We start from the raw sequence: 20,519 nt of genomic DNA, 5'->3' as shown, positions 1-20,519 counted from the left end.
ATTTAAAATTCAAACAATTTTAATCCATTAAATTTTAAAGCATTACTTTTTTTGAAAATACTTTAATAACTGGATCCGTTTATCAAATTCAATTAAACTATTTATTTTGTGCATTTGAACTTGTTTGACTTTAGGAATCTGTCAGTAATTAGTTTGAGTTAATAGTTCCCATATATACTTCTGCCTCCTCCAAAATACTGATGCTTTAAATGTTCATATACTAAATTCGTTTTTAAGTCTATGTCGTTTGTTTGATAAGTCGGATAGGGCAAAGTCTCAAATAGTGTTTTGCTTACCGTATTGAAGACTGCTGCTGCTGTTACAGATTTGTCTGCCCATTGCTCAACTTTCAATTTTTCTTTTTTAAGTTCATTAAGTAGCTCAATTGAAATTTTTTTGACTTCTTTTTTTTCTTTTTCTGCTAACTTTTTACCGTGTCTGAGAATGTCGAAAATTGCTTTTTGCTCGTCAGTCAGTCCTTCTCGTTTGGTTTCGGCTTCTTCTTCTGAGTAGGAGTTTACAAGCTCAATAAGTTTTCTAAAAGTTTCTTTAATTGTGGTTTCGTCTTTTCCTCTGTTGTATTCTACAATGATTTCCTGATAGCGTTTGTAATAGTCAACTGTCAATGGATTGCGTTCAACCATTTGTTTCAGTTGCGTTTCAATTTTGTCTTTTAGAGATTGAACTGTAGCATTTTTGTTTTTAGTTTTCAAAAAGTATTGCTCCAACAAGTCAAAGTCTAAGACGCTTAGGTCAATTATTTTCCCTTCATTGTGGCTTAGTTCAGAAACCATATTTTCAATGGATTCATCCACCACATTTTGAATTTTTCGCATGATGTCTGCTACATCCGCACTTTCAATATTGTCTTCAATGGCGGTGTAGATTACATCAATGGCGTTCTTTCTAGGAGCAAATTGATTTAATACTTTGTCGGGTTGCAGGGCTTTAAATTTCTTAAAAACCTCTCTTGCCAAAATTTGAAATTTCCGTTTGGTTTCGTCATTGGTGTATACTGCATTAATGGCTTTCTCCATTGCAGCCAATTTGTGTAAACCGTCTGCTTTGATGAGTTCCTGCAAATTAAAATGTACTTCATCTTGCAAAAATGTTTCTGTGGCTTCTAACGCTTCTTCCAATTGCTTGATGAGTTCTTCTTTCGGCTTAACTGGTGGCTCTGGTTTTTCACCTCCACCGTCTTCGCCATCTTCTCCACCTGAACCATAAATTGCCAAAGCGTCTAACAGCGCTGTGTAAGTTTCAATATAGTCCACTATCAACCCGTTGTTTTTGCCTTCGCTGATACGGTTGGCTCTTGCAATGGCTTGCATAAGCGTATGAGATTTTAAAGGCTTGTCTAAATATAAAGTGGAAAGGGTAGGAACATCAAAACCAGTAATCCACATTGCACAAACTATAACGAAACGGAAAGGGTCATCTTCATCCTTGAATCTTGTTTCAAGGTCCTGTGTATTCATTTTATCCCGGTGAGGTTCAATATCCAAATCCCATTTCTGAAATTTCTGAATTTCGTTTTGCTCTGAACTCACTACTACACAAATTTCCGTTTCATTTATCCATTGCAGTTCTCGGCTTTTCTCCAACAATTCCTGGTCACCATATTTTCCTTTGGCAACTTCCTTTTCCAATTGCTCAACGGTCAGTTTCCAATGATGTGTGATTAAATCATACATTCTTACGGCCGTAAGTTTATCCAAAGCGATAAACATTCCTTTGCCTTTGTAACCCCTATTGCAGAAATGCCAAACAGCATCTTTGGCTATGGCATCAAGTCTTTTCTTGGCGGTAAGTATCGGATATTCTCTTGCAAACAATTGTTCAACCCTGCTACGTTGGTCGCTGTCTAAATCTTCACTTTCGGCATCAATTACGGCTCTGATTTGTTCATTGATAACTGGATTTTTCAATCCTAAATATTCGCCTCTGTTTTCGTAATACAACGGAACAGTTGCTCCATCATCTACACTTCGTTTAAAATCGTATCGGGAGATATAATCACCAAAAATCCGCTTGGTAATTTCATCATCTTTGAAAAGTGGTGTTCCTGTAAAGCCTATGAATGAAGCATTGGGTAAAGCATTTCGTAAATTCAAAGCTAAATTTCCGCCTTGTGTTCGATGGGCTTCGTCTGAAATGACTATGATATTATCCCGCTTGGTTATTTCTTCTTCAAAATTGAATTTGTGAATGAGGGTAAACAAATAGCGATGTTCTGAACTTAGCAATTCTCTTAAATGCTTTCCGCTGTTGGCTTTGAGTGAATCTTTTGAACCTGCTTTAACTTGTGGTACTGCACCAATACCACTGAATGTGCCGTAAATCTGTGTGTCTAACTCGTTGCGGTCAGTTACGATGAGAAACGTGTAACTGCCTGTAAACTTATGGTGGATTTTTTGGCAGAAGAAAACCATTGAGTAGGATTTCCCGCTTCCTTGCGTATGCCAAAATACACCAAGTTTTTGTTTTTCCTCTAAACTGATTTTTCCCAGTTTATAGAGTTGTTCTTTATGCTGAATGTTTTCAATGGCCTTGTTTACACCAATGAACTGATGGTTTCGGGCAATGAGTTTTACCACTTTGCCCAATGAATTATCAAACAGAATGAAGTTCTCGAATAAATCTAAAAAGCGTTTCTTTTCGCAGACGCCAACAATGATTCTATCTAAGGCAACAATGCCTTCATCTTCTTCGGTAATGCGTTTCCATTCATGAAAATGCTGATACTTGCCTGTCACACTTCCAATGCGGCTTTCAATGCCGTTACTCAGCATTACAAATGCGTTGTAATAAAACAGTTTTGGAATTACGTCTTTGTAATCGGTGAAATTATCGTTGTAGGCGTTTTCTAATTTGAGATGTGCTGCTTTTAGTTCAATAAATAACAACGGAATGCCATTTACAAAACCGATGATGTCGGGTCTGCGTTCTCGGTTGCTTTTACCCTGTAACCATAACTGACGAACTGCCAAAAAGCTGTTGTTGTCGGCATTTTCAAAATCAAAAACCTTAAGTGTTTTATTTTTGACCTGCTCGCCTTTTTCATTGATGAAATCAACGGGAATGCCATTACGAAGCAATTGGTGTTTTTCGTAATTGATTTCCGCTAATGACTTGGTAATGCTTTCTTCAATGAGTTTTTCGTATGCCTGATTGTATGCTTGGTCGGGTAAGTTGGGATTGAACTGTTTAAGTTTCTCAAAGAAGATCATTTTGAGCACTACTTCTTTTTTGTTCAGTCTGCCCAAAGTGCTGCCTTCGCCAAAATTTTCTTTATTGTAAGCCAATAGTGTATCCCATCCCAAAGATTTGAAAAATAAATCAATCGCTGTTTGTTCTATTAAATTATCTTCTGAGTATTCCCAGGTCATTGGTCTGCAATTAAGTTAATAATGAGCTGAATCATCAATTCTTTTTCTTCTGGCTTACTTTGTGCAACGAGCAGTGAAATTGCTGTTAATCCGTTATCATTTATTTTTAGCTCACCAGATTTTTTGAAACGGTGTTTATTTTTCTCCAGGAACCAAACAAACAAGAATGCTCCTATACGTTTATTTCCATCGTTGAAAGAATGATTTTTAATAACAAAATACAACAAATGTGCGGCCTGCGCTTCAATGCTTGGATAGAGGTATTGCCCATCAAAAGTTTGCACAATACTTTGAAGCGAGCTAAGAAAACTTTCGTCTTTTTCATTACCAAATAGTTCAGTGGCTTCCTTTTTTTCCACCAGTTGTTTTTTGAGTTCTACAATGGCAGTTTTGGCTTCGTCATACTGAATTTCATAGCTAATATTTTCGTTCAGCTTACCGATTTTGATACTGTGGCTGTCGTATTGGTTGAGTAATACAAAGCTTTTCGTGTAGTTGCTTAGAATTTCCAACAAACCTTTGGCCTCGGTCAGTTGAAGATTTTCGGATTTACCGCCTTGGTCAATCAATTGCACTATTTTACCCAACTCCTCTAATCGTTTTTGATTAATCGCATAACCCTGTACCAGATAATTCTTTAGTTGTTGGGTAGCCCATTGGCGAAATTGAGTACCTTGAATGGACTTAACCCTGTAGCCAACTGAAATAATTACATCCAGATTATAGAATTTTGTCTTATACTTTTTACCATCTGCTGCAGTTGTCAAGGAATCCTTGACAACTGAAATCTTACGTAACTCCTTCTCTTTAAAGCAATTATTGATGTGTAAACTTATGTTTTGCTTTGTTTGCCTGAACAAAACAGCCATTTGAGCTTGCGTAAGCCAAACGGTATCATTTCCAAACCGAACTTCTACTTCAGTTTTCTTATCAGGTGTTTTGTAGATCACTATTTCATTCATTTAGCAACATGTTAGTTTTACTTACAAGTTCATTTTTTCATCTCTCATACTTCTATTTGTCCACTCATCAATTTAGGTAATAAAATATCCCTTGCCTCTCGGAGTTTGTTGTTTTGTTCTTTTAAATTCCAAATCAATTCAAAATGTGATTTTATAGAATTACCAAATTCGGTAACAGTTTCAATTTTTGGATAATATAATTTTATACTTTCAAGTTGACCTCCGCTAATATTTGGTTGTGCTGCTCCTGAAGCTAAACTTTCAACTGCATTTTTGGCTGTTGGCTCATTAAAGAAACAGAATAAAAACAATTCTGCATTTTCAACCTTCGGCTTGAAAATTCCAACACGTTGGTTCAAGTAAAAAGAAGTTTCGGTTTTTGGCATCATTCCAATTTTTCCAACTGTTGCTCCTGTCATTGCGATTAATAAATCACCTGCATTCAATTTGAACTTGTTTGCCACCTCTGCAATACTCTCTGGAATAAAACTGCAATCGGTTAATTCAATATCGTTGTTACCTATGTTCTTAATCTTAATAACTGGAAAACCTTCTTCTGACCAATCTCGGCTTTTGAAAGCATAACCTGACTTAACATCTGCTAAATCGCCAACTTTTCCCTCTATTAACTTTTCACTTTTCACTATCAACTTATAGCTTGCAAACGCCCTCTCCTCCAACAACTTTATCCGCTTCAAATTATTCTCTATCAAATCATCATAAGCCGATAAAATGGATGCGATTTTGCGTTGAGTGGGGAGAGGGGGAAGATTGATTTTTAAATCTTCAATAATTCCTTTTGTTAAAGCATTTCTTGTTGCTCCTGCTCCTTCTGCATATGAAAGCATTGTGTTCTGCATAAATGGAGAAATGAGCTGATACATTAGGAATTTAGAATGTAATTTTTCCTTATCAGCTCTAACAATTGCAACGTGTTGGTTAACTCTCCCTGGAAGAAAATCAACAGGAGCATAACAACATCGAGCAACAGAATCACCTGTAATATTTAGCAGAACATCTCCTTCTAATACTTCAACTGATTTCATTTTTTCAGCAATAACTTCATTAATGAAAGCTAAGCCCTTATCGAAAAAACTACCGTTATAAATATTTTGACTTCTGAATAATGCAACACCACTATCTTGATAAACACTTGCCCCACCTTTAGGTGTTACGCCACTACCAATTTTAGTAGTATAATCTCTTAAGGAAACTTTCTCCCACTTCATATCGCCAACTCTTTAAAGTTTTCAGAAATGGTTTTTGCCAAGGCAATGGCTTCTTCATTCAATCCTTCCAACTCAATATGTATTTCGTTCAGGCGTTCTTCGTAGTCAAAGTCCTCATCGGTGGCGGTGTCCACGCCTACATACCTGCCCGGGCTCAAACTCCAGTCTTTGGCTTCTATTTCTTTTTGGTTGACTACTTTGCAAAGTCCTTCCACATCGGTATAAATGCCTCCGGGGAAACGGCTTGTGAGCCAATGGGCTTGTTTGTAGAAATATTCGGTTTCGTGCAGCAAGCCGGGTTCTTCTTCATCGGGGTTGCCGCTGAGTTGCTGTTGCAGGGTTTTCAGTTGGTCGAGCTGTTCTTTTAAGTTCAACTCTTTCCAGTCTTTGTTTTTGCTCAGTTGGTATTCTTTGGCGGCTGTGCTAATGGCATCCAATAATTGCTTAATGAGTTTGTCTTGCGGTTTGCGTAATGCTTTGCACAAGTGGGCAATGCTTTCTAAAACTTCAATATCAGCTTTTGCCTTTTTCGCTTCTGCAATCAGCTTATTTTGTTGTTCGTAAATGCTACCAGTTTCTTCAATGTTCAGGGCATCTACAAATGCTTTGGCTTCCTTGTTTTCTTTGGCGTATTTGGTAGCAAAGTCGCTAACGGTTTTCAATACCTTCTGCAATTGCTTTTGCAGTTCGGTGATTGCTTCGGCAGTTTCTTTGGCTAAATCGGCAGCCGTTTGCAAATAGCTTTTTACAGTGCTTTCAAACTTCGTTGGTTTGCCTCTATACAGGTTTACAATACAAATCAGGTTTTGCAATTGCTCGGGGCTAAAGTCATTTACTTTGCTCGTTACTTTGCGGTAAATCTTCCTCGCATCAAGCATCAACACTTTATCGCTTTTGGTTTTGTCTTTTTCTTTGGCACGGTCAAAAAACCAAAGGGTGCAAGGCAATGAACGGGTATAGAAAAAGTTGTTGCCAATGGCCATCATCACATCTACTGCGCCAGTTTTTACCAACTTCTCCCGAATGTCTTTTTCGCTGTGTCCGGCATCGCTGGCAGATGAAGCCATTACAAAACCTGCTCTGCCTGTTGGTTTCAGGTAGTTGTAGAAATACTGAATCCACAAATAATTGGCATTGTCGTTTTTCGGCAGATTTACTTTGCCGTCTAATATCAGGCGTGGGTCGCGTTTAATGGCATCTTTAGCTTTGTCCACACCATCCACATTAAATGGAGGATTGGCCATTACAAAATCAGCACCGCCTACCAGGTCGTGTTTGTCTTCGTAAAAAGTATTGCCTTCCTGTATGTTGCCTTCCAAACCGTGAACGGTTAAGTTCATCTTGGCCAGTTTGGTATTGAGGTCTGCTTTTTCCTGTCCGTAAAAAGTAACTTTCTCAGCAGGTTTCAGTCCTTCGCTTTCTATAAAATAACCCGTTTGCACAAACATACCTGCACTACCGCAGGCAGGGTCGAACACAATGCCGTGGTCGGGTTCTATTACGTTTACTATGGTTTGTACCAGACTCATAGGTGTAAAAAACTCTCCGCCTTCCTGTGCTCCGGTCATGGCGAATTTATTGAGGAAGTATTCATAAATCTTTCCGAATAAATCGCCTTCGGCTTTTTGTAATACTTCTTTATTGAAAATACGGATCAATTCACGCAATAGGTCTTTACTGAAAATGGTAAAGTTTTTGGGCAATACGCCTTTGAGATTGTCGTATTCGTCCTCAATCAGTTTCATTGCGTTATCAATTGCTTCGCCTATGTCGGCACTTTCGGGCAAAGAAACGAGATAATCAAACTGAGCCTTCTCGGGCAGGAACATGGAGTTTTGCTCTTCAAAGTCTTTTTTGGTCAATGGTCGTTTACCCCGTTGCGGATGTACAGGTAATTCCTTTTCTACTTCCACTTTGACTTTTTGAAAGCGGTTATAGGCGTGCCGTAAGAATATCAATCCTAATACAGGCATAGAATATTCCGAAGCCGTCAGTTTACTATTAGCCCGGAGTTGGTCTGCGGCTCTCCACAGTTCTGCTTCTAATTTTCTGAGTTGTTTTCCTTGCATGTATTCTTTCCGTATATTTCTAAAATGTCAAATTTAACATTCGTTATGGTAGCTTGGCAAATAATAATTTTTGAATTTGATAAGGCTTGGTTACTTTTACTTTTTCCATTTTTTTAAGCTATAAAAAATATATTAAATTTAAAAACCAAGCTGACATAACGATAAGCTTAACATGCAGTTTCTATTTACAATTTTATTCTTGCTTTGTTATTGAACCATTATTTTGAAAAAACAATCCAAATTAAAAACTTCTTAAATTAATTTAGACAACCCATAGGCATCATAGAAAATGAAACCTTATAAATTTTTACTCTTGTTTAAATTCCCATGAGGCAGCTTCCTTGGCTTTCACCATCAAATCATACAATCGTGAAATTCCCAAACTCGCACCTTGTTCGTAATCATACCAGGTTTTAGCCGAACCATCCTGATACGCAATTATCATTGTGAAAGTTTTATCTGCACTTTCTTCACCAAATACCTGATTTGTTTTTTGCAATTTCAGATAATTTGCCAAATCAAATATTTGTTTGAACAAGGATTCGTCACTTGTTGCGATGTATTTCCCCGGTTCTTCTTCGTTATTTTTAATATTGGCCAATATCATATTGGATGCACTGTCTATTTTTAATTTGTAATCCGGACAACCCCCAAACTGACAATAGGAATGCAATTGAATAAAACGAATGTCTTTTTTTTCTGGTCGTGGATTGTATTCCAGAATATTACCAAATTTATAAATCAAGGTATCTTTTTTAATCAATCCCAGTTTATAATAATCATTATACGTTCGGGGCAGTTTAATTTCTTGCCCATCCCGAATTGATGTAGTTGTTTGTGTTTTAAAATGCCTGAATAAAATCCACAATTCCTTTTTACGTTCTTCAATAAATGGAATAATTAAATTTCCCCGTTCTTTAGGTGGATACACAGAAATCATGGAGAAATTACTCTCCTCATCCAATTCATCTTTACCAAAAACCAGGTAACTCACCTGGTCCTTTTTTTTAGTCCCTGTTACAAATAAATCTGGGATTTCATCGCCATTAAAATCTCCTACATACCAGGGTGAATATTCCAAAGAATCCAGATACCATTGATTTTCTTCTTCCGGACATTTAATTCCTAATTCAAAGTTTTTTAACTCATCAAATGTCTTTTTTAAAAAAATAGAAACTTCTTTATCTAAGGTGAATTCATCAAATGCCTGGGAAAAACCTATGGTAGCTCTTCCAATCAACAAACCGATTACAGCAGCTTTATAAAACGACATGGTTAATTCAATTTATAATTTAATCCCAACTCTTCCAATTCAGCCAACAACTCACTGCTTACTGATACCTTTTTAGTAGATACAAATCCAAGTTGTTGTTCTTGCGCCATGTCAATCACTTGCAATTTGAGGGGCATCGTTCCTTTGTGTGCTTTAAGTGATTTATCCATTCGTTTTATTAATTCATCTGTAATGGCTTCAAGTCGAATAAAAACTGTAAATTTTTTAGTGATGAAAGGAATTGCTGAAGATAACAACATCATATTTACTACACGAAATACAATTTCATCATCATTTTGACGGTATTTTGATTTTTCAAAAAACCCATCAACCATAACTGCTTTCCCGTTTTCAAGCAAGCCTTTGTATTGGAGATATTGTTCTTTAAATAATCTGATGGTAACACTGCCAAAATAATCCTGCAATTTAAATAATGCAAATCCATCTCCTTTTTGAGTGGTGCGGTGTTGCACCTCAGCCATCAAACCACAAATTCGCAGCCTGTTTCCCAATTTGGATTCTTCCATAAATGATTCAATCTTATCGAGACTGATTGAATTAATATTCCGAATCTCAAGTTGATAATCATCTAAAGGATGTGAACTTAAATAAATACCTGCAATCTCTACTTCGTGAGCTAATTTTTCAATACTTGTCCAAGGTGCGCACTCCGGTATTTTTGGAATCGATATATCATTGGCCAGTGAATTTCCAAACAATGATGCCTGTTGTGAATTAATGGAAGCCTGGTATTGACTCCCCCAGCGAATCATACATTCAATATAGCTAGGATATTTATCAATAGGGGCAAAATATTGAGCTCGATGCATGTTGCTAAAACAATCAAATGCGCCACCATAAACAAGACTCTCAATCACTTTTTTATTAAATACTTTTGAACTGAGACGTTTCGCTAAATCTGCGAAATCTTGAAACATCCCACTTTCATTTCGCTCAATCAGAATGTCTGTTACAGGTCCTTCTCCAATCCCCTTTAATGCAGAAAGTCCAAAACGAATCTGCCCTTTTGCATTTACAGTAAATTCCATTTCAGATTCATTAATATCAGGACCCAATACCGTGAGTTTCATTTTCTGACATTCATTTAAATAGACTCGCAAATCGGAGACATTGCTTTTATTAGCGGTTAAAACTGCAGCCATATACTCTGCAGGATAATGTGCTTTAAGATAGGCCGTTTGAAATGCCAATACAGAATATGCAGCAGCATGCGAACGGTTAAATCCATACGCTGCAAATTTTGCCATCACTTCGAAAATATCTTTTGCTTTAGACTCTTCAATTCCCTTTAAACCGGCTCGTTCAACAAACAAACTACTTTGTTTGTCCATTTCTTCCTTTTTCTTTTTACCCATGGCTCTTCGCAACACATCGGCTTCACCAAGTGAGTAATCAGCCATGATCTGTGCCGTTTGCATAATTTGTTCCTGATAGACCATAATGCCATAGGTAGGTTGCAACAAAGTCTCCAACCAGGGGTGAGGGTATTCTATTTGTTGTTTTTTATTTTTTCGGTTTATAAATTCATCAATAAAGGCCATGGGACCGGGTCGGAAAAGTGCATTCATGGCGATGATATCTTCAATCCCATTCGGTTTTAAACTTTTGAGATTAGAACGCATGCCCTCACTTTCAAACTGAAATATACCGGTTGTATTTCCTTTTTGAAAAAGCTCTAATGTTAACGGATCATCTAAAGGAATTTGGTCCAGTTGAATTTGCTTTTCTGAACCATGGCGTTTAATAATATTACTTAATGCATCCTGGATAATTGAGAGCGTATTCAATCCAAGAAAATCCATTTTGAGCAAGCCGGTATATTCAATGACATTCCCTTCAACTTGGGTGACCAATAAATCGGTATCTTTTGCAGTACATACCGGAATGAATTTGGCGATGTCATCAGGAGCAATAATAATTCCGGCTGCATGAACTCCGGTATTACGCACTGAACCTTCTACTTTCATGGCCATTTCCAAAACCTCTGATTCAAGATTTTTTAATTTTAAAATGTTACGCAAATCTTGAACCTTGCTTTTTTCCTCAGGTGTAAACTCTTCTAGATTATTGGCTTTATCATCTAAAATATTTTTTAGATTAATACCGGGTCTGGTTGGGACCAATTTTGCAAGTCTGTCAGAAATTGAGAGATCTAATTTTTTAACACGGGCCACATCACGAATCGAAGATTTGGCAGCCATGGTTCCAAAAGTTACGATTTGTGCTACCTGATTTTTTCCATATTTCTGCACGACATAATCCAAGACCTTTTGTCGGCCGCGATCATCAAAATCAATATCAATATCAGGCCATGAAATCCGCTCCGGATTTAAAAATCGTTCAAAAAGTAAATTGTATTTAATTGGATCAATATCTGTTATCGTCAAACAATAAGCAACCGCAGATCCTGCGGCACTTCCTCTGCCAGGTCCAACACTAACTCCCAATTCTCTTGCTGCACGAATAAAATCCTGAACAATTAAAAAATATCCAGCAAAATTCATTTTCTCAATAACCGATAACTCAAATTGCAAGCGCGTTTCCAATTGAGAATCAATCTGACCGTACCGTTTTTTAGCTCCCGTAAAAACTAAATGTTCGAGGTATTCATTTTGAGTGGTGAATGGCTGTGGAATTGGAAAATTAGGTAACAACACATCCCGTTCGAGGTTTGGATAAAAACAACGACCTGCAATTTCAGCAGTTTGTTCCACCGCAAACGGAACATCCTTGAATTGCATCAACATTTGATCGGTTGTCTTAAAGTAAAAATCAGAACTTGGAAACTGAAAACGATCTACTTCTTCAACATTGGAGTTGGTATTAATACATAACAAAATATCATGAGGTAGGTAATCGGCTTCTTCAAGATAATGTACATCATTGGTTGCAATGACTTTTAAATTGTATTTTTTTGCAAATCCCAATAAGGTTTGATTGATTTGCTCCTGACTGACACCGGATCCATCAATATCTTCACAGCCTCGATGCCTCTGCAATTCGATATAAAAATCTTCTCCAAATAAATCCATCCACCAGTTAAGTTTCGATTCTGCCAAGGCCAGATTGCCTTTGACGATCGCTTGTGGAATTTCAGCTCCCACACAACAACTGGTTGCAATCAATCCTTCATGGTATTTCAGTAATAATTCTTTATCGATTCGTGGAAATTTGCCATAAAGACCTTCGATAAAACCCAGAGAGCATAATTTTGAGAGGTTTTCGTAACCCGTTTGATTTTTTGCCAGTAATAGCTGATGGTAACGTTCATCCTTTTCGCCAGCGCTTTTAGCAAAACTATGTCTGTGACGATCCGGAACCAGGTAAAACTCACAACCAAGGATAGGTTTTAGTCCATTGGCTTTGGCTTCTTTCACAAAACTGAAACAGCCAAACATATTGCCGTGATCGGTTAAGGCAACTGCCTTTTGACCATCGGATGCTGCTTTTTTCATTAAAGAAGCTATATCAGTAGCCCCATCCAGCAAAGAAAACTGGGTATGGCAGTGTAAATGGCAAAATTCAGGCATGATTCAAATTCTGGTCAAGTTGGCAAAGGTAGGCAATGGAATGAGGCTTGAATATTCTGTTTAAGCAAATTAATTATTTTTAAAGCATATATTACAAAATAAACATATAAATTGCTCCATGATTCCCCTCTACTGTATCTGAGTTAAGTTTTACTATTATAATTTGCTACTATCAAATTCTTTTTATCAATAATCATTTTTTACACATTAATTCAAACTTATGAAATTCAATTTAATTAGAAATTTGCATTTTCCAAAAGTGCACATATTCATGTGCCTAATTCTGTTTCAATTTCTATTCGTACCATTAATTCAAAGTCAAACAACTGTTACATTTAATTATACGGGTGCGCCTCAATCTTGGACTGTTCCCGCAGGTATTACATCCATCACTATTAAAGCTTATGGTGCTCAAGGGCAAAACAGTGCTTGTGCTGGCAATTTTGGCGGTTATGGACTTAACGGAGGATATGCCACCGGTGATTTAGTTGTTACACCTGGTCAAGTTTTAAATATTTATGTCGGTGGTCAAAGTGGCTATAATGGTGGCGGTTTGGCCTATTGTTGCCCTGCAGCAGGATGTAAAGGTGGCAATGGAGGAGGCGCTTCTGATGTCAGAGCAGGAGGAATTGCTCTTGCTGATAGAGTTATTGTTGCAGGTGGCGGCGGCGGCGGCGGCGGCGGTGAAAATCCATATCAAGGCGGTGATGGCGGAATTGGAGGAGCTTTAAATGGCAATAACGGAACTGGAAGTACTGGTAGCTGTGCCCCATGGAGTGGACAAGGAGGATACGGTGGATCTCAATCTTCTGGCGGTGCTGGTGGTTGCGGAGGCTTATTCCCCACTAATTGTATGTTTAATGGTTATCCTGGGTCTTTGGGCTTAGGCGGTGATGGTAATAATCAAGATTGGAGAGGCGGCGGCGGCGGCGGCGGTGGATATTATGGCGGCGGCGGCGGCGGCAGTTATTGTGCTAACGGCGGTGGTGGTGGTGGTTCCAGTTATATAGGTAGCGTAACTAACGGCACAACAACAGGTGGTTTAAATACTGGTGATGGCATTTTAATAATTACTTATGAATGTTTAATAAGCTTGACCTGCCCAGCTGATATTTCAGTTAATTCTTTACCTGACTTATGCAGTACTATTTATAATTTTCCTTCCGAATTGGTACTGCAATATAATCCCACAGGTATAGTTTGCGGAAATACGCCAATTCCTCCCTCAAATGTTGGTTTGGGGTATTCAGCGAATAATTTAACCACTGTTGGCTTATCAAATGCTTGCAATGGAGGCACCCTGCCTGTCGGTCGCATTACAGGATCCCCAACGGTTCCTACGGGTCAATATTTGACCTTTAATGTCAATGTTCCTGGAGGAACTCGATTTGAGCATCTAAGCTATGACAAAAGGTCTTATTTAGATCAAGGTCCAACCAAAGCCAGCATTCGATCAAGTTTAGATGGTTTTAGCGCTGATATATCAACCATTTCAGTGAATCCTAGCGGATTTCAATCTTTAAATTTTAATTTAAGCGGTATGGCACCGGTTAGCGGTTCCATAACTTTTAGAATCTACTTTTATGGTGCACCGGTTGACTTAGCGGATTGGGCGGACTTAGACGGTACAGAAAGAGGAAAAAATGGACTTCGTTTGTATGCATTCAAAATTGCTAGTGCAGTTGATTGTGTTGGAGATATTCCTAGTATAGTTTACACGAATATTTCACCTTCAGCAACGTATCCGGTTGGAACAACGACTATTACTGCAACAGCTACCGATCAATTCGGAAATACGGCAGAATGCAGTTTTAATATTATTGTGAAGGATGTTCAAGCTCCAAATATTACTAAATGCCCGGATAACAGAAGTTTTGTTGCTTGTAACACCAATGCAATTCATTCTCCGGCTTATAATGAGAATGAAACTGGATCTAGCTATGCAGTTTATTCCAATGCTCCAAATAATGGGACTGGCAATGATAATTGTGGAATTACAAATGTTACCTATAAAGATTCTAAATCCGGAACTTGCCCAATTGTAGTTACCAGAACATGGAAATTAACGGATAACGCAGGCAACAGCAAAACCTGCTCACAACAAATCAATATTACTGAACCTTCGGTCAATTTTAGTTGCGGAAGTTCAGTTACTATGAGTTCGTGTTCTTCTAGCTCTGCGATTGGCTCAGCATACGCTTCATTTTTAACTTCTACAACTGGAAGTGGAGGTTGTAATGGTTCCTTTACAACAAATGCCCCAAATAATCCTCCAGGTATATGTGGTGGAATGGCAACAGCCATCTGGACGTATACGACCGATTGCAGTTCAAATTCTTGTTCAAGAACATTTACTGTAAATGCACCAGCAACTGTATCAGTAACCTGCCCAGAAAATAAAAATGAAGATCTCTGTCATACACAAGCAGAAATAGACAATTCATATTCCAATTGGTTAAATTCATTTCAATATACAGGTGGTTGCAATGGTTCAGTGAGTCACAATGGAGGTTCCGCTCCAAGTAGATATGGTGGAACTAAAACCGTTACCTGGACAGTTACATCTACTTGTCAGGGACCTGTGACTTGCAGTGCAGTTTTCTCCGTTTCAGGAGCTGATGATGATTGCGATGGCGTTGGAAATGGATGTGACCAATGCCCCGGTGGCAATGATAAAATAGACAACAACAACGATGGTAAGCCGGATTGTAAATTTCCACCTTCCAACATCAATCAAATTATCAATGCATGGAAATGCAGTGGCAATACCAAAGTACAAGTCTGTAGCAAATCATCTGGAGGTTATAAAACAGTTTGTACCTATCTTTCTGCTGTACAAAATCACATCAACGCAGGTGGCTATCTAGGCCCATGTGGAAATTCCGGCTGCGGCGGCGGTAACTTGACCCGATTGGAAAAAAATGTATTCATGACCGGTGAAGAAGTTGTTTATCAATATGATTTGACAGCTTCCGATTATCAGGGAATCGAACTCTATCCAAATCCAGCTCAAAATGTATTGTATGTTAAAGTGCAATCCAATACAGGAAATCCTATTGACCTAGTCTTATATAATAACATTGGACAAAAATTGTTTGCAGAAACCTATTCCATGAATCATCAACAAGAATTGGTGATTCCTATTGGAATTAATCAATTTTCAAATGGTTTGTATTTTGTGAAAATCATGAATGGAATTGACCGTGAAGTAAAATCATTTACCATTCAAAAAATAAAACTGATTTTTTTTCGGATTTATTTAAAATAAAAAGCAAAGGAGGCATAAATTGCCTCCTTTTTTATTGTGTTCCATAGAAACCAGTGAAATCAATTAATTTTTACGCCAGGTAGAAAAGTGAAAACCCATAAAAAAAAACTTGCATTTAAAAAATATTTCTGATATTTATTGGAAATTAATTGATTGAAGAATTCAATTAATTTGATTTGTTTTTATTCTATTACCAAATTAAAATTAATTCAATGGAACAATTTACCAATGTACCCAACCATCCCAAATTCCTTGATTTTCTTTTGATTTTGATACTTTTTATCCCAGTTGGATTCTCGGCCACACCCCTGGCTTTAAATGCAATCCTTACTAAAAATGCCACCGGTTTGAATTACTTACCTCCCGGCTGTCCTTGTAGTTCAGGCTCATTCAATGGAAGCTTTGAAACAACTTGTGTGCCTGGAAATTCCATTTCCTTTCCTTCACTTTTTAATGGCTGGTCAACCAATGATGGGAATTTTGAAATTTGGGGAAATGGGAACGAAGGGGTTGCTCCATATCATGGTTCCAATTACATTGAAATAAACTCCAACTTCCCTAGCACCGTACATCAGGATTTTGCCACCTGCGATGGGGAAATTTACTATTGGCAAATAGCCCACAGAGGAAGACTTGGAGTCCAAAATGCTGTTTTTGAAATTGGACCGATTGGTGGTCCGTATACCACACTGGCCTCAATGACAGATGGCACCAGTTGGAATCTATATACTGGCAGCTATGCAATTCCCGCAGGGCAAACCACCTCAAGATTAAGAATCCGTGGAGTGAGTGGTGGCTCAGTTGGTAATTTTGTAGATGCAGTGGCATTTGTACCCACTGCTTCCTGTGTTTCACTTGATAACGACGGAGATGGCTTTAGTTATGCTTATGGTGATTGCAATGATACTAACAATGCGATTTATCCATGCCGGACTGAAGCTTGCAATGGATACGATGATAATTGCAATGGAATAGTGGATGAAAGTGCTGATTCAGATGGCGACGGAATTTCGAATTGCAGTGACAACTGTCCTTATGTTTACAATCCTAGTCAAGCCGATGCTGATTGCGACAACGTTGGAGATGCTTGTGACCAATGCCCCGGTGGCAATGATAAAATCGACAACAACAACGATGGCAGACCGGATTGTAAATATCCACCTTCTAACATCAATCAAATCATCAATGCTTGGAAATGTAGCAGCAATACCAAAGTGCAAGTATGCAGTAAATCACCTGGAGGATATAAAACGGTATGTACCTATTTATCAGCAGTTCAAAACCATATCAATGCCGGAGGTTATTTAGGCCCATGTGGGAATTCCGGTTGTGGCGGTAATTTGACCCGATTGGAAAAAAATGAATTCATGACTGGTGAAGAAGTTTATTATCAATATGATTTGACTGCTTCCGATTATCAAGGCATTGAACTCTATCCAAATCCAGCTCAAAATGTATTGTATGTTAAGGTGCAATCCAATACCGGAAATCCTGTTAACCTAGTCTTATACAATAACATTGGACAAAAATTGTTTGCGGAAACCTATTCCATGAATCATCAACAGGAATTGGTAATTCCTATTGGAATTAATCAATTTTCAAATGGTTTGTATTTTGTAAAAATCATGAATGGAATTGACCGTGAAGTAAAATCATTTACCATTCAAAAATAAAACTGATTTTTTTTCAGATTTATTTAAAATAAAAATAAAGGAGGTACCAATGTGCCTCCTTTATTTTTTAAGTCAAATGCTTTTATTTTCGAACCAAAATTCAAATCAAATTCGAGTTCAAAACCTATAGGTTCTGTTCAAAGACAATTTAGATTTTTTGTAGTATCTTTGGAAACAAACTGTTTAATCAAACACAATGAAAATTAAATTTGTACTCTTTTTACTATCGCTTGTTTGCTATCAATCCTTCAGCCAGGATCCTGTCCAAAATTACCTGAAAGAAGCTACAGATTTTTATAGCCAAAAAAATTACAAACAAGCCCAAATGAGTTTGCAAGATGCCATAAATGAGCTCAATAAACTCATGTCCGAACAAATCGGCAATGTACTTCCTATAGAAATTAACGGACTAAAAGAAGTTGTTGACGGATCCTCAAATACAAGTTTAGGTGCTATGGGCGGTAGCCAAATCAGCAAACAATATAAAAATCCAACGCTTGATGAAAATGAAGCAGAAATTCAGATTTTAGCCAACTCGCCGATGATGAGTGCTATGAATATGTATTTATCCAACCCCGCACTAATGGGCGAAGGTGCAAAAAGTGTACGTGTTGGAACGCAACGAGCCATATTAAAAACTGAAATGATGGATTATTATGGCAACAACGATGTTTCAAAAAAAATCAGATCTACGCAAATTCAAATTCCACTGAGTCAAACCTTAATTACCATCCAGGCAAAAGGGTTTGCAAACGAACAGGCTGAATTGGCTTTTGCAGCGAAACTGGATCTTGCCAAAATCAAACAAGCTGTCGGAGAATAAGAGGAAGTGGAGAAGCTATTAAGCTATTAAGCTGTTAAGCCTAAAGTAGTTTCAAGGGATTTAGTCCTCCAAAATCAACAAGTAGGAATTAGAAAAGAAGTTGTTAAGCTATTTGGCTGAAAAGCTATCAAGCTGAAAAGCTATTAAGCTGATAAGCTATTAAGTTGTTAAGCTTAAATATGTTTTTTGTGGGTTTCCAGCCTATCAGCCATACAGCCTCTCAAGCCTCTCGGCTTTAACCTTCAGACTTCCTTTCTACAGACTAATCCAGCTTCTTCCCTCCTCAATTTACATATTATAAAATAAATCACTTTATAATTAATTGTAATATAACATTATATATATTACTACCCCCTTGGTGGTTTCAAAATTGGTATTATTTTTGCATCTGTAAAGCGAATCGTTACCAAAATGAAATTAGTGCCCCCACATCATCCCATTTTAAGGCTATTGGTTATGCCTTTCGTTTTATTCCTGATGGTCTCTGCCCGTCCGGTTTCTGTCCAGGAAAAATACATCGAACAATTTAAATTTCTCGCTATCAGCGAAATGGATCGCAGCGGCATTCCTGCCAGTATTAAAATGGCACAAGGGCTGCTTGAATCCATGGCCGGTCGAAGTGAACTTGCCATTCAGGCAAATAATCATTTTGGCATAAAATGTAAAAACAATTGGAATGGGGAAACCTATCAATACGAAGATGATGATTACAATACTTCAGGGCAATTGATTGCTTCTTGTTTTCGATCCTATTCTTCAGCAATTGATTCCTATAAAGACCACAGCGATTTTTTAATGAATCGCCCTCGATACAAAGAATTATTTAGTCTTTCCAAAACAGATTATACTTCATGGGCCTATGGACTTAAAAGGTGTGGATATGCAACCGATCCCAATTATGCCGAACGATTAATCCGTACAATACAAAAATACAATCTGGATTTATTGGATTATAAAACGGAGTTAAAAGAAGAATTGATTGTTGAAACTCCTAAAAGAGAAATTCATACTATGGAATCTCTTCAAAATAAAATGATTAAACCGATTTTTGTTTCAAACCCGGTTAAAAAATCTATTCCTGCAAAAACTATAAAAGGAGTACAAAAGAAGAAACGCAAGTCAAGAATTTAGTAACTTTGCCCCAGCCAAAGTTGTCGGGGTCTAAGTAAACCAATCTCAAACCTAGACGAATGATATTAGAGTGATTTTAACCTACTCGCTCGATTCTTCTGATAGCTTTGGCCTTTTCTTTAATACATTTTCACGCATTTCATGAAAGCCTTTACGTTGTAAGTAAATGTCTTTTGCTGTATATATTGCATGGATCATAGAACGGGGATCTGCTTCATTCTTTCCTGCAATATCAAATGCAGTTCCATGATCCGGCGAGGTGCGTACAAAATTTAAACCCGCTGTATAATTAACGCCTTCATAATAAGACATGTTTTTAAATGGAATCAAACCTTGATCATGATACATTGCAAGAATCCCATCAAATTTACTAAAATGGCCACTGCCAAAAAATCCATCCGCAGAATAGGGTCCAGCAACAAATAAACCTGCTTTTTTGGCTTCTATGATTGCAGGTCGGATTATTTCTTCATCTTCAGAACCAATGAGTCCTTCTTCACCTGCATGTGGATTTAATCCCAATACTGCAATGTGGGGTTTTTCAATTCCAAAATCTGACATCAGCGATTGTTCCATGATCCGCAACTTACTCAATACACTTTCTTTAGTAATTTGAGAAGCGATCGAAGACACCGCCACATGATCGGTAACCAAACCGATTTTAATCCGGTCTGAAACCATAAACATCAAGCAATCATTTACTTCTGCCTTGTCTTTTAAATAACCCGTATGACCCGAGTAATTAAACCCGGCCATCCGCATAGACAATTTATTTACAGGACCCGTAACCAATGCGTCAATTTCAGATTTCAACACATCATCCACAGCTCGTTCCAAAGCAATTTGGGCAAATTTACCTCCATCTGGACTTGCTTTCCCTAAGGTGATCGTTACATTATCACTCCAGCAATTGACCAGATTGATTCTACCAGGGCGTGGTTTTTCCCCCTGGCCAATAATATTGATACTTAAATTTTCAAGCAGTGCAATGTTTTTATGATACGATACAATTTTAATATTCCCATAAATGATAGGGATGATGCTCTTAAAAATTTGTTCGTTGTTGAGGGCTTTAAGGATTACCTCCAAACTGATACTGTTGATATCCCCACAGCTGATCCCAATTTTTACTTTGTCCATGAACGGAAAAT

General features: G+C 37.6%; 11 protein-coding genes. 4 read left to right on the top strand and 7 right to left on the bottom strand.

The window, feature by feature from the left end:
• Positions 1-158 precede the first annotated feature (158 nt).
• The 6 genes from IPK91_11970 to dnaE form a co-directional block, all read right to left on the bottom strand.
• Positions 159-3,389 (bottom strand): type I restriction endonuclease subunit R, encoded by a 3,231-nt coding sequence (locus IPK91_11970; GenBank protein ID MBK8297970.1) that lies wholly within the window; start codon positions 3,387-3,389, stop codon positions 159-161.
• Positions 3,386-4,351: a virulence protein RhuM/Fic/DOC family protein gene (locus IPK91_11965; GenBank protein ID MBK8297969.1), complete on the bottom strand. Its 966-nt coding sequence runs from the start codon at positions 4,349-4,351 to the stop codon at positions 3,386-3,388. The genes IPK91_11970 and IPK91_11965 overlap by 4 nt, the downstream gene beginning before the upstream one ends.
• A 44-nt stretch (positions 4,352-4,395) precedes the next feature.
• Positions 4,396-5,580 carry a restriction endonuclease subunit S gene (locus tag IPK91_11960; GenBank protein MBK8297968.1) on the bottom strand — a complete coding sequence of 395 codons (1,185 nt, stop codon included), beginning with the start codon at positions 5,578-5,580 and terminating at the stop codon, positions 4,396-4,398.
• Positions 5,577-7,649 (bottom strand): SAM-dependent DNA methyltransferase, encoded by a 2,073-nt coding sequence (locus tag IPK91_11955; GenBank protein MBK8297967.1) that lies wholly within the window; start codon positions 7,647-7,649, stop codon positions 5,577-5,579. The genes IPK91_11960 and IPK91_11955 overlap by 4 nt, the downstream gene beginning before the upstream one ends.
• A gap of 307 nt (positions 7,650-7,956) precedes the next feature.
• Positions 7,957-8,922 carry a hypothetical protein gene (locus IPK91_11950; protein ID MBK8297966.1) on the bottom strand — a complete coding sequence of 322 codons (966 nt, stop codon included), beginning with the start codon at positions 8,920-8,922 and terminating at the stop codon, positions 7,957-7,959.
• A 2-nt stretch (positions 8,923-8,924) separates the two neighbouring features.
• Entirely contained in the window at positions 8,925-12,473 is a 3,549-nt protein-coding gene (gene dnaE, locus IPK91_11945) for a DNA polymerase III subunit alpha (protein ID MBK8297965.1), read from the bottom strand.
• A 220-nt stretch (positions 12,474-12,693) separates the two neighbouring features.
• Between dnaE and IPK91_11940 the strand changes: the two genes are divergently transcribed.
• From IPK91_11940 to IPK91_11925, 4 genes are all read left to right on the top strand, one after another.
• Positions 12,694-15,741 (top strand): T9SS type A sorting domain-containing protein, encoded by a 3,048-nt coding sequence (locus IPK91_11940; GenBank protein ID MBK8297964.1) that lies wholly within the window; start codon positions 12,694-12,696, stop codon positions 15,739-15,741.
• Positions 15,742-15,953: 212 nt separating this feature from the next.
• Positions 15,954-17,414, top strand: coding sequence for a T9SS type A sorting domain-containing protein (locus IPK91_11935; protein MBK8297963.1), 1,461 nt, complete (start codon positions 15,954-15,956; stop codon positions 17,412-17,414).
• Between the two features lie 196 nt (positions 17,415-17,610).
• Positions 17,611-18,237, top strand: a complete 627-nt coding sequence (locus tag IPK91_11930; GenBank protein ID MBK8297962.1) for a hypothetical protein — start codon at positions 17,611-17,613, stop codon at positions 18,235-18,237.
• 456 nt (positions 18,238-18,693) lie between these two features.
• Positions 18,694-19,368, top strand: coding sequence for a glucosaminidase domain-containing protein (locus tag IPK91_11925; GenBank protein ID MBK8297961.1), 675 nt, complete (start codon positions 18,694-18,696; stop codon positions 19,366-19,368).
• Positions 19,369-19,449: 81 nt separating this feature from the next.
• Here the strand turns inward: IPK91_11925 and pdxA are convergent, their stop codons facing one another.
• The gene (gene pdxA / locus IPK91_11920) at positions 19,450-20,508 is read right to left on the bottom strand and encodes a 4-hydroxythreonine-4-phosphate dehydrogenase PdxA (protein MBK8297960.1); all 1,059 of its coding nucleotides are present in this window, start codon (positions 20,506-20,508) and stop codon (positions 19,450-19,452) included.
• Between the last annotated feature and the right edge of the window lie 11 nt (positions 20,509-20,519).

The organism is Saprospiraceae bacterium (assembly GCA_016712145.1).
In the GTDB taxonomy this organism is placed as follows: domain Bacteria; phylum Bacteroidota; class Bacteroidia; order Chitinophagales; family Saprospiraceae; genus Vicinibacter.
This window is presented reverse-complemented; position numbering and strand designations above follow the sequence as displayed.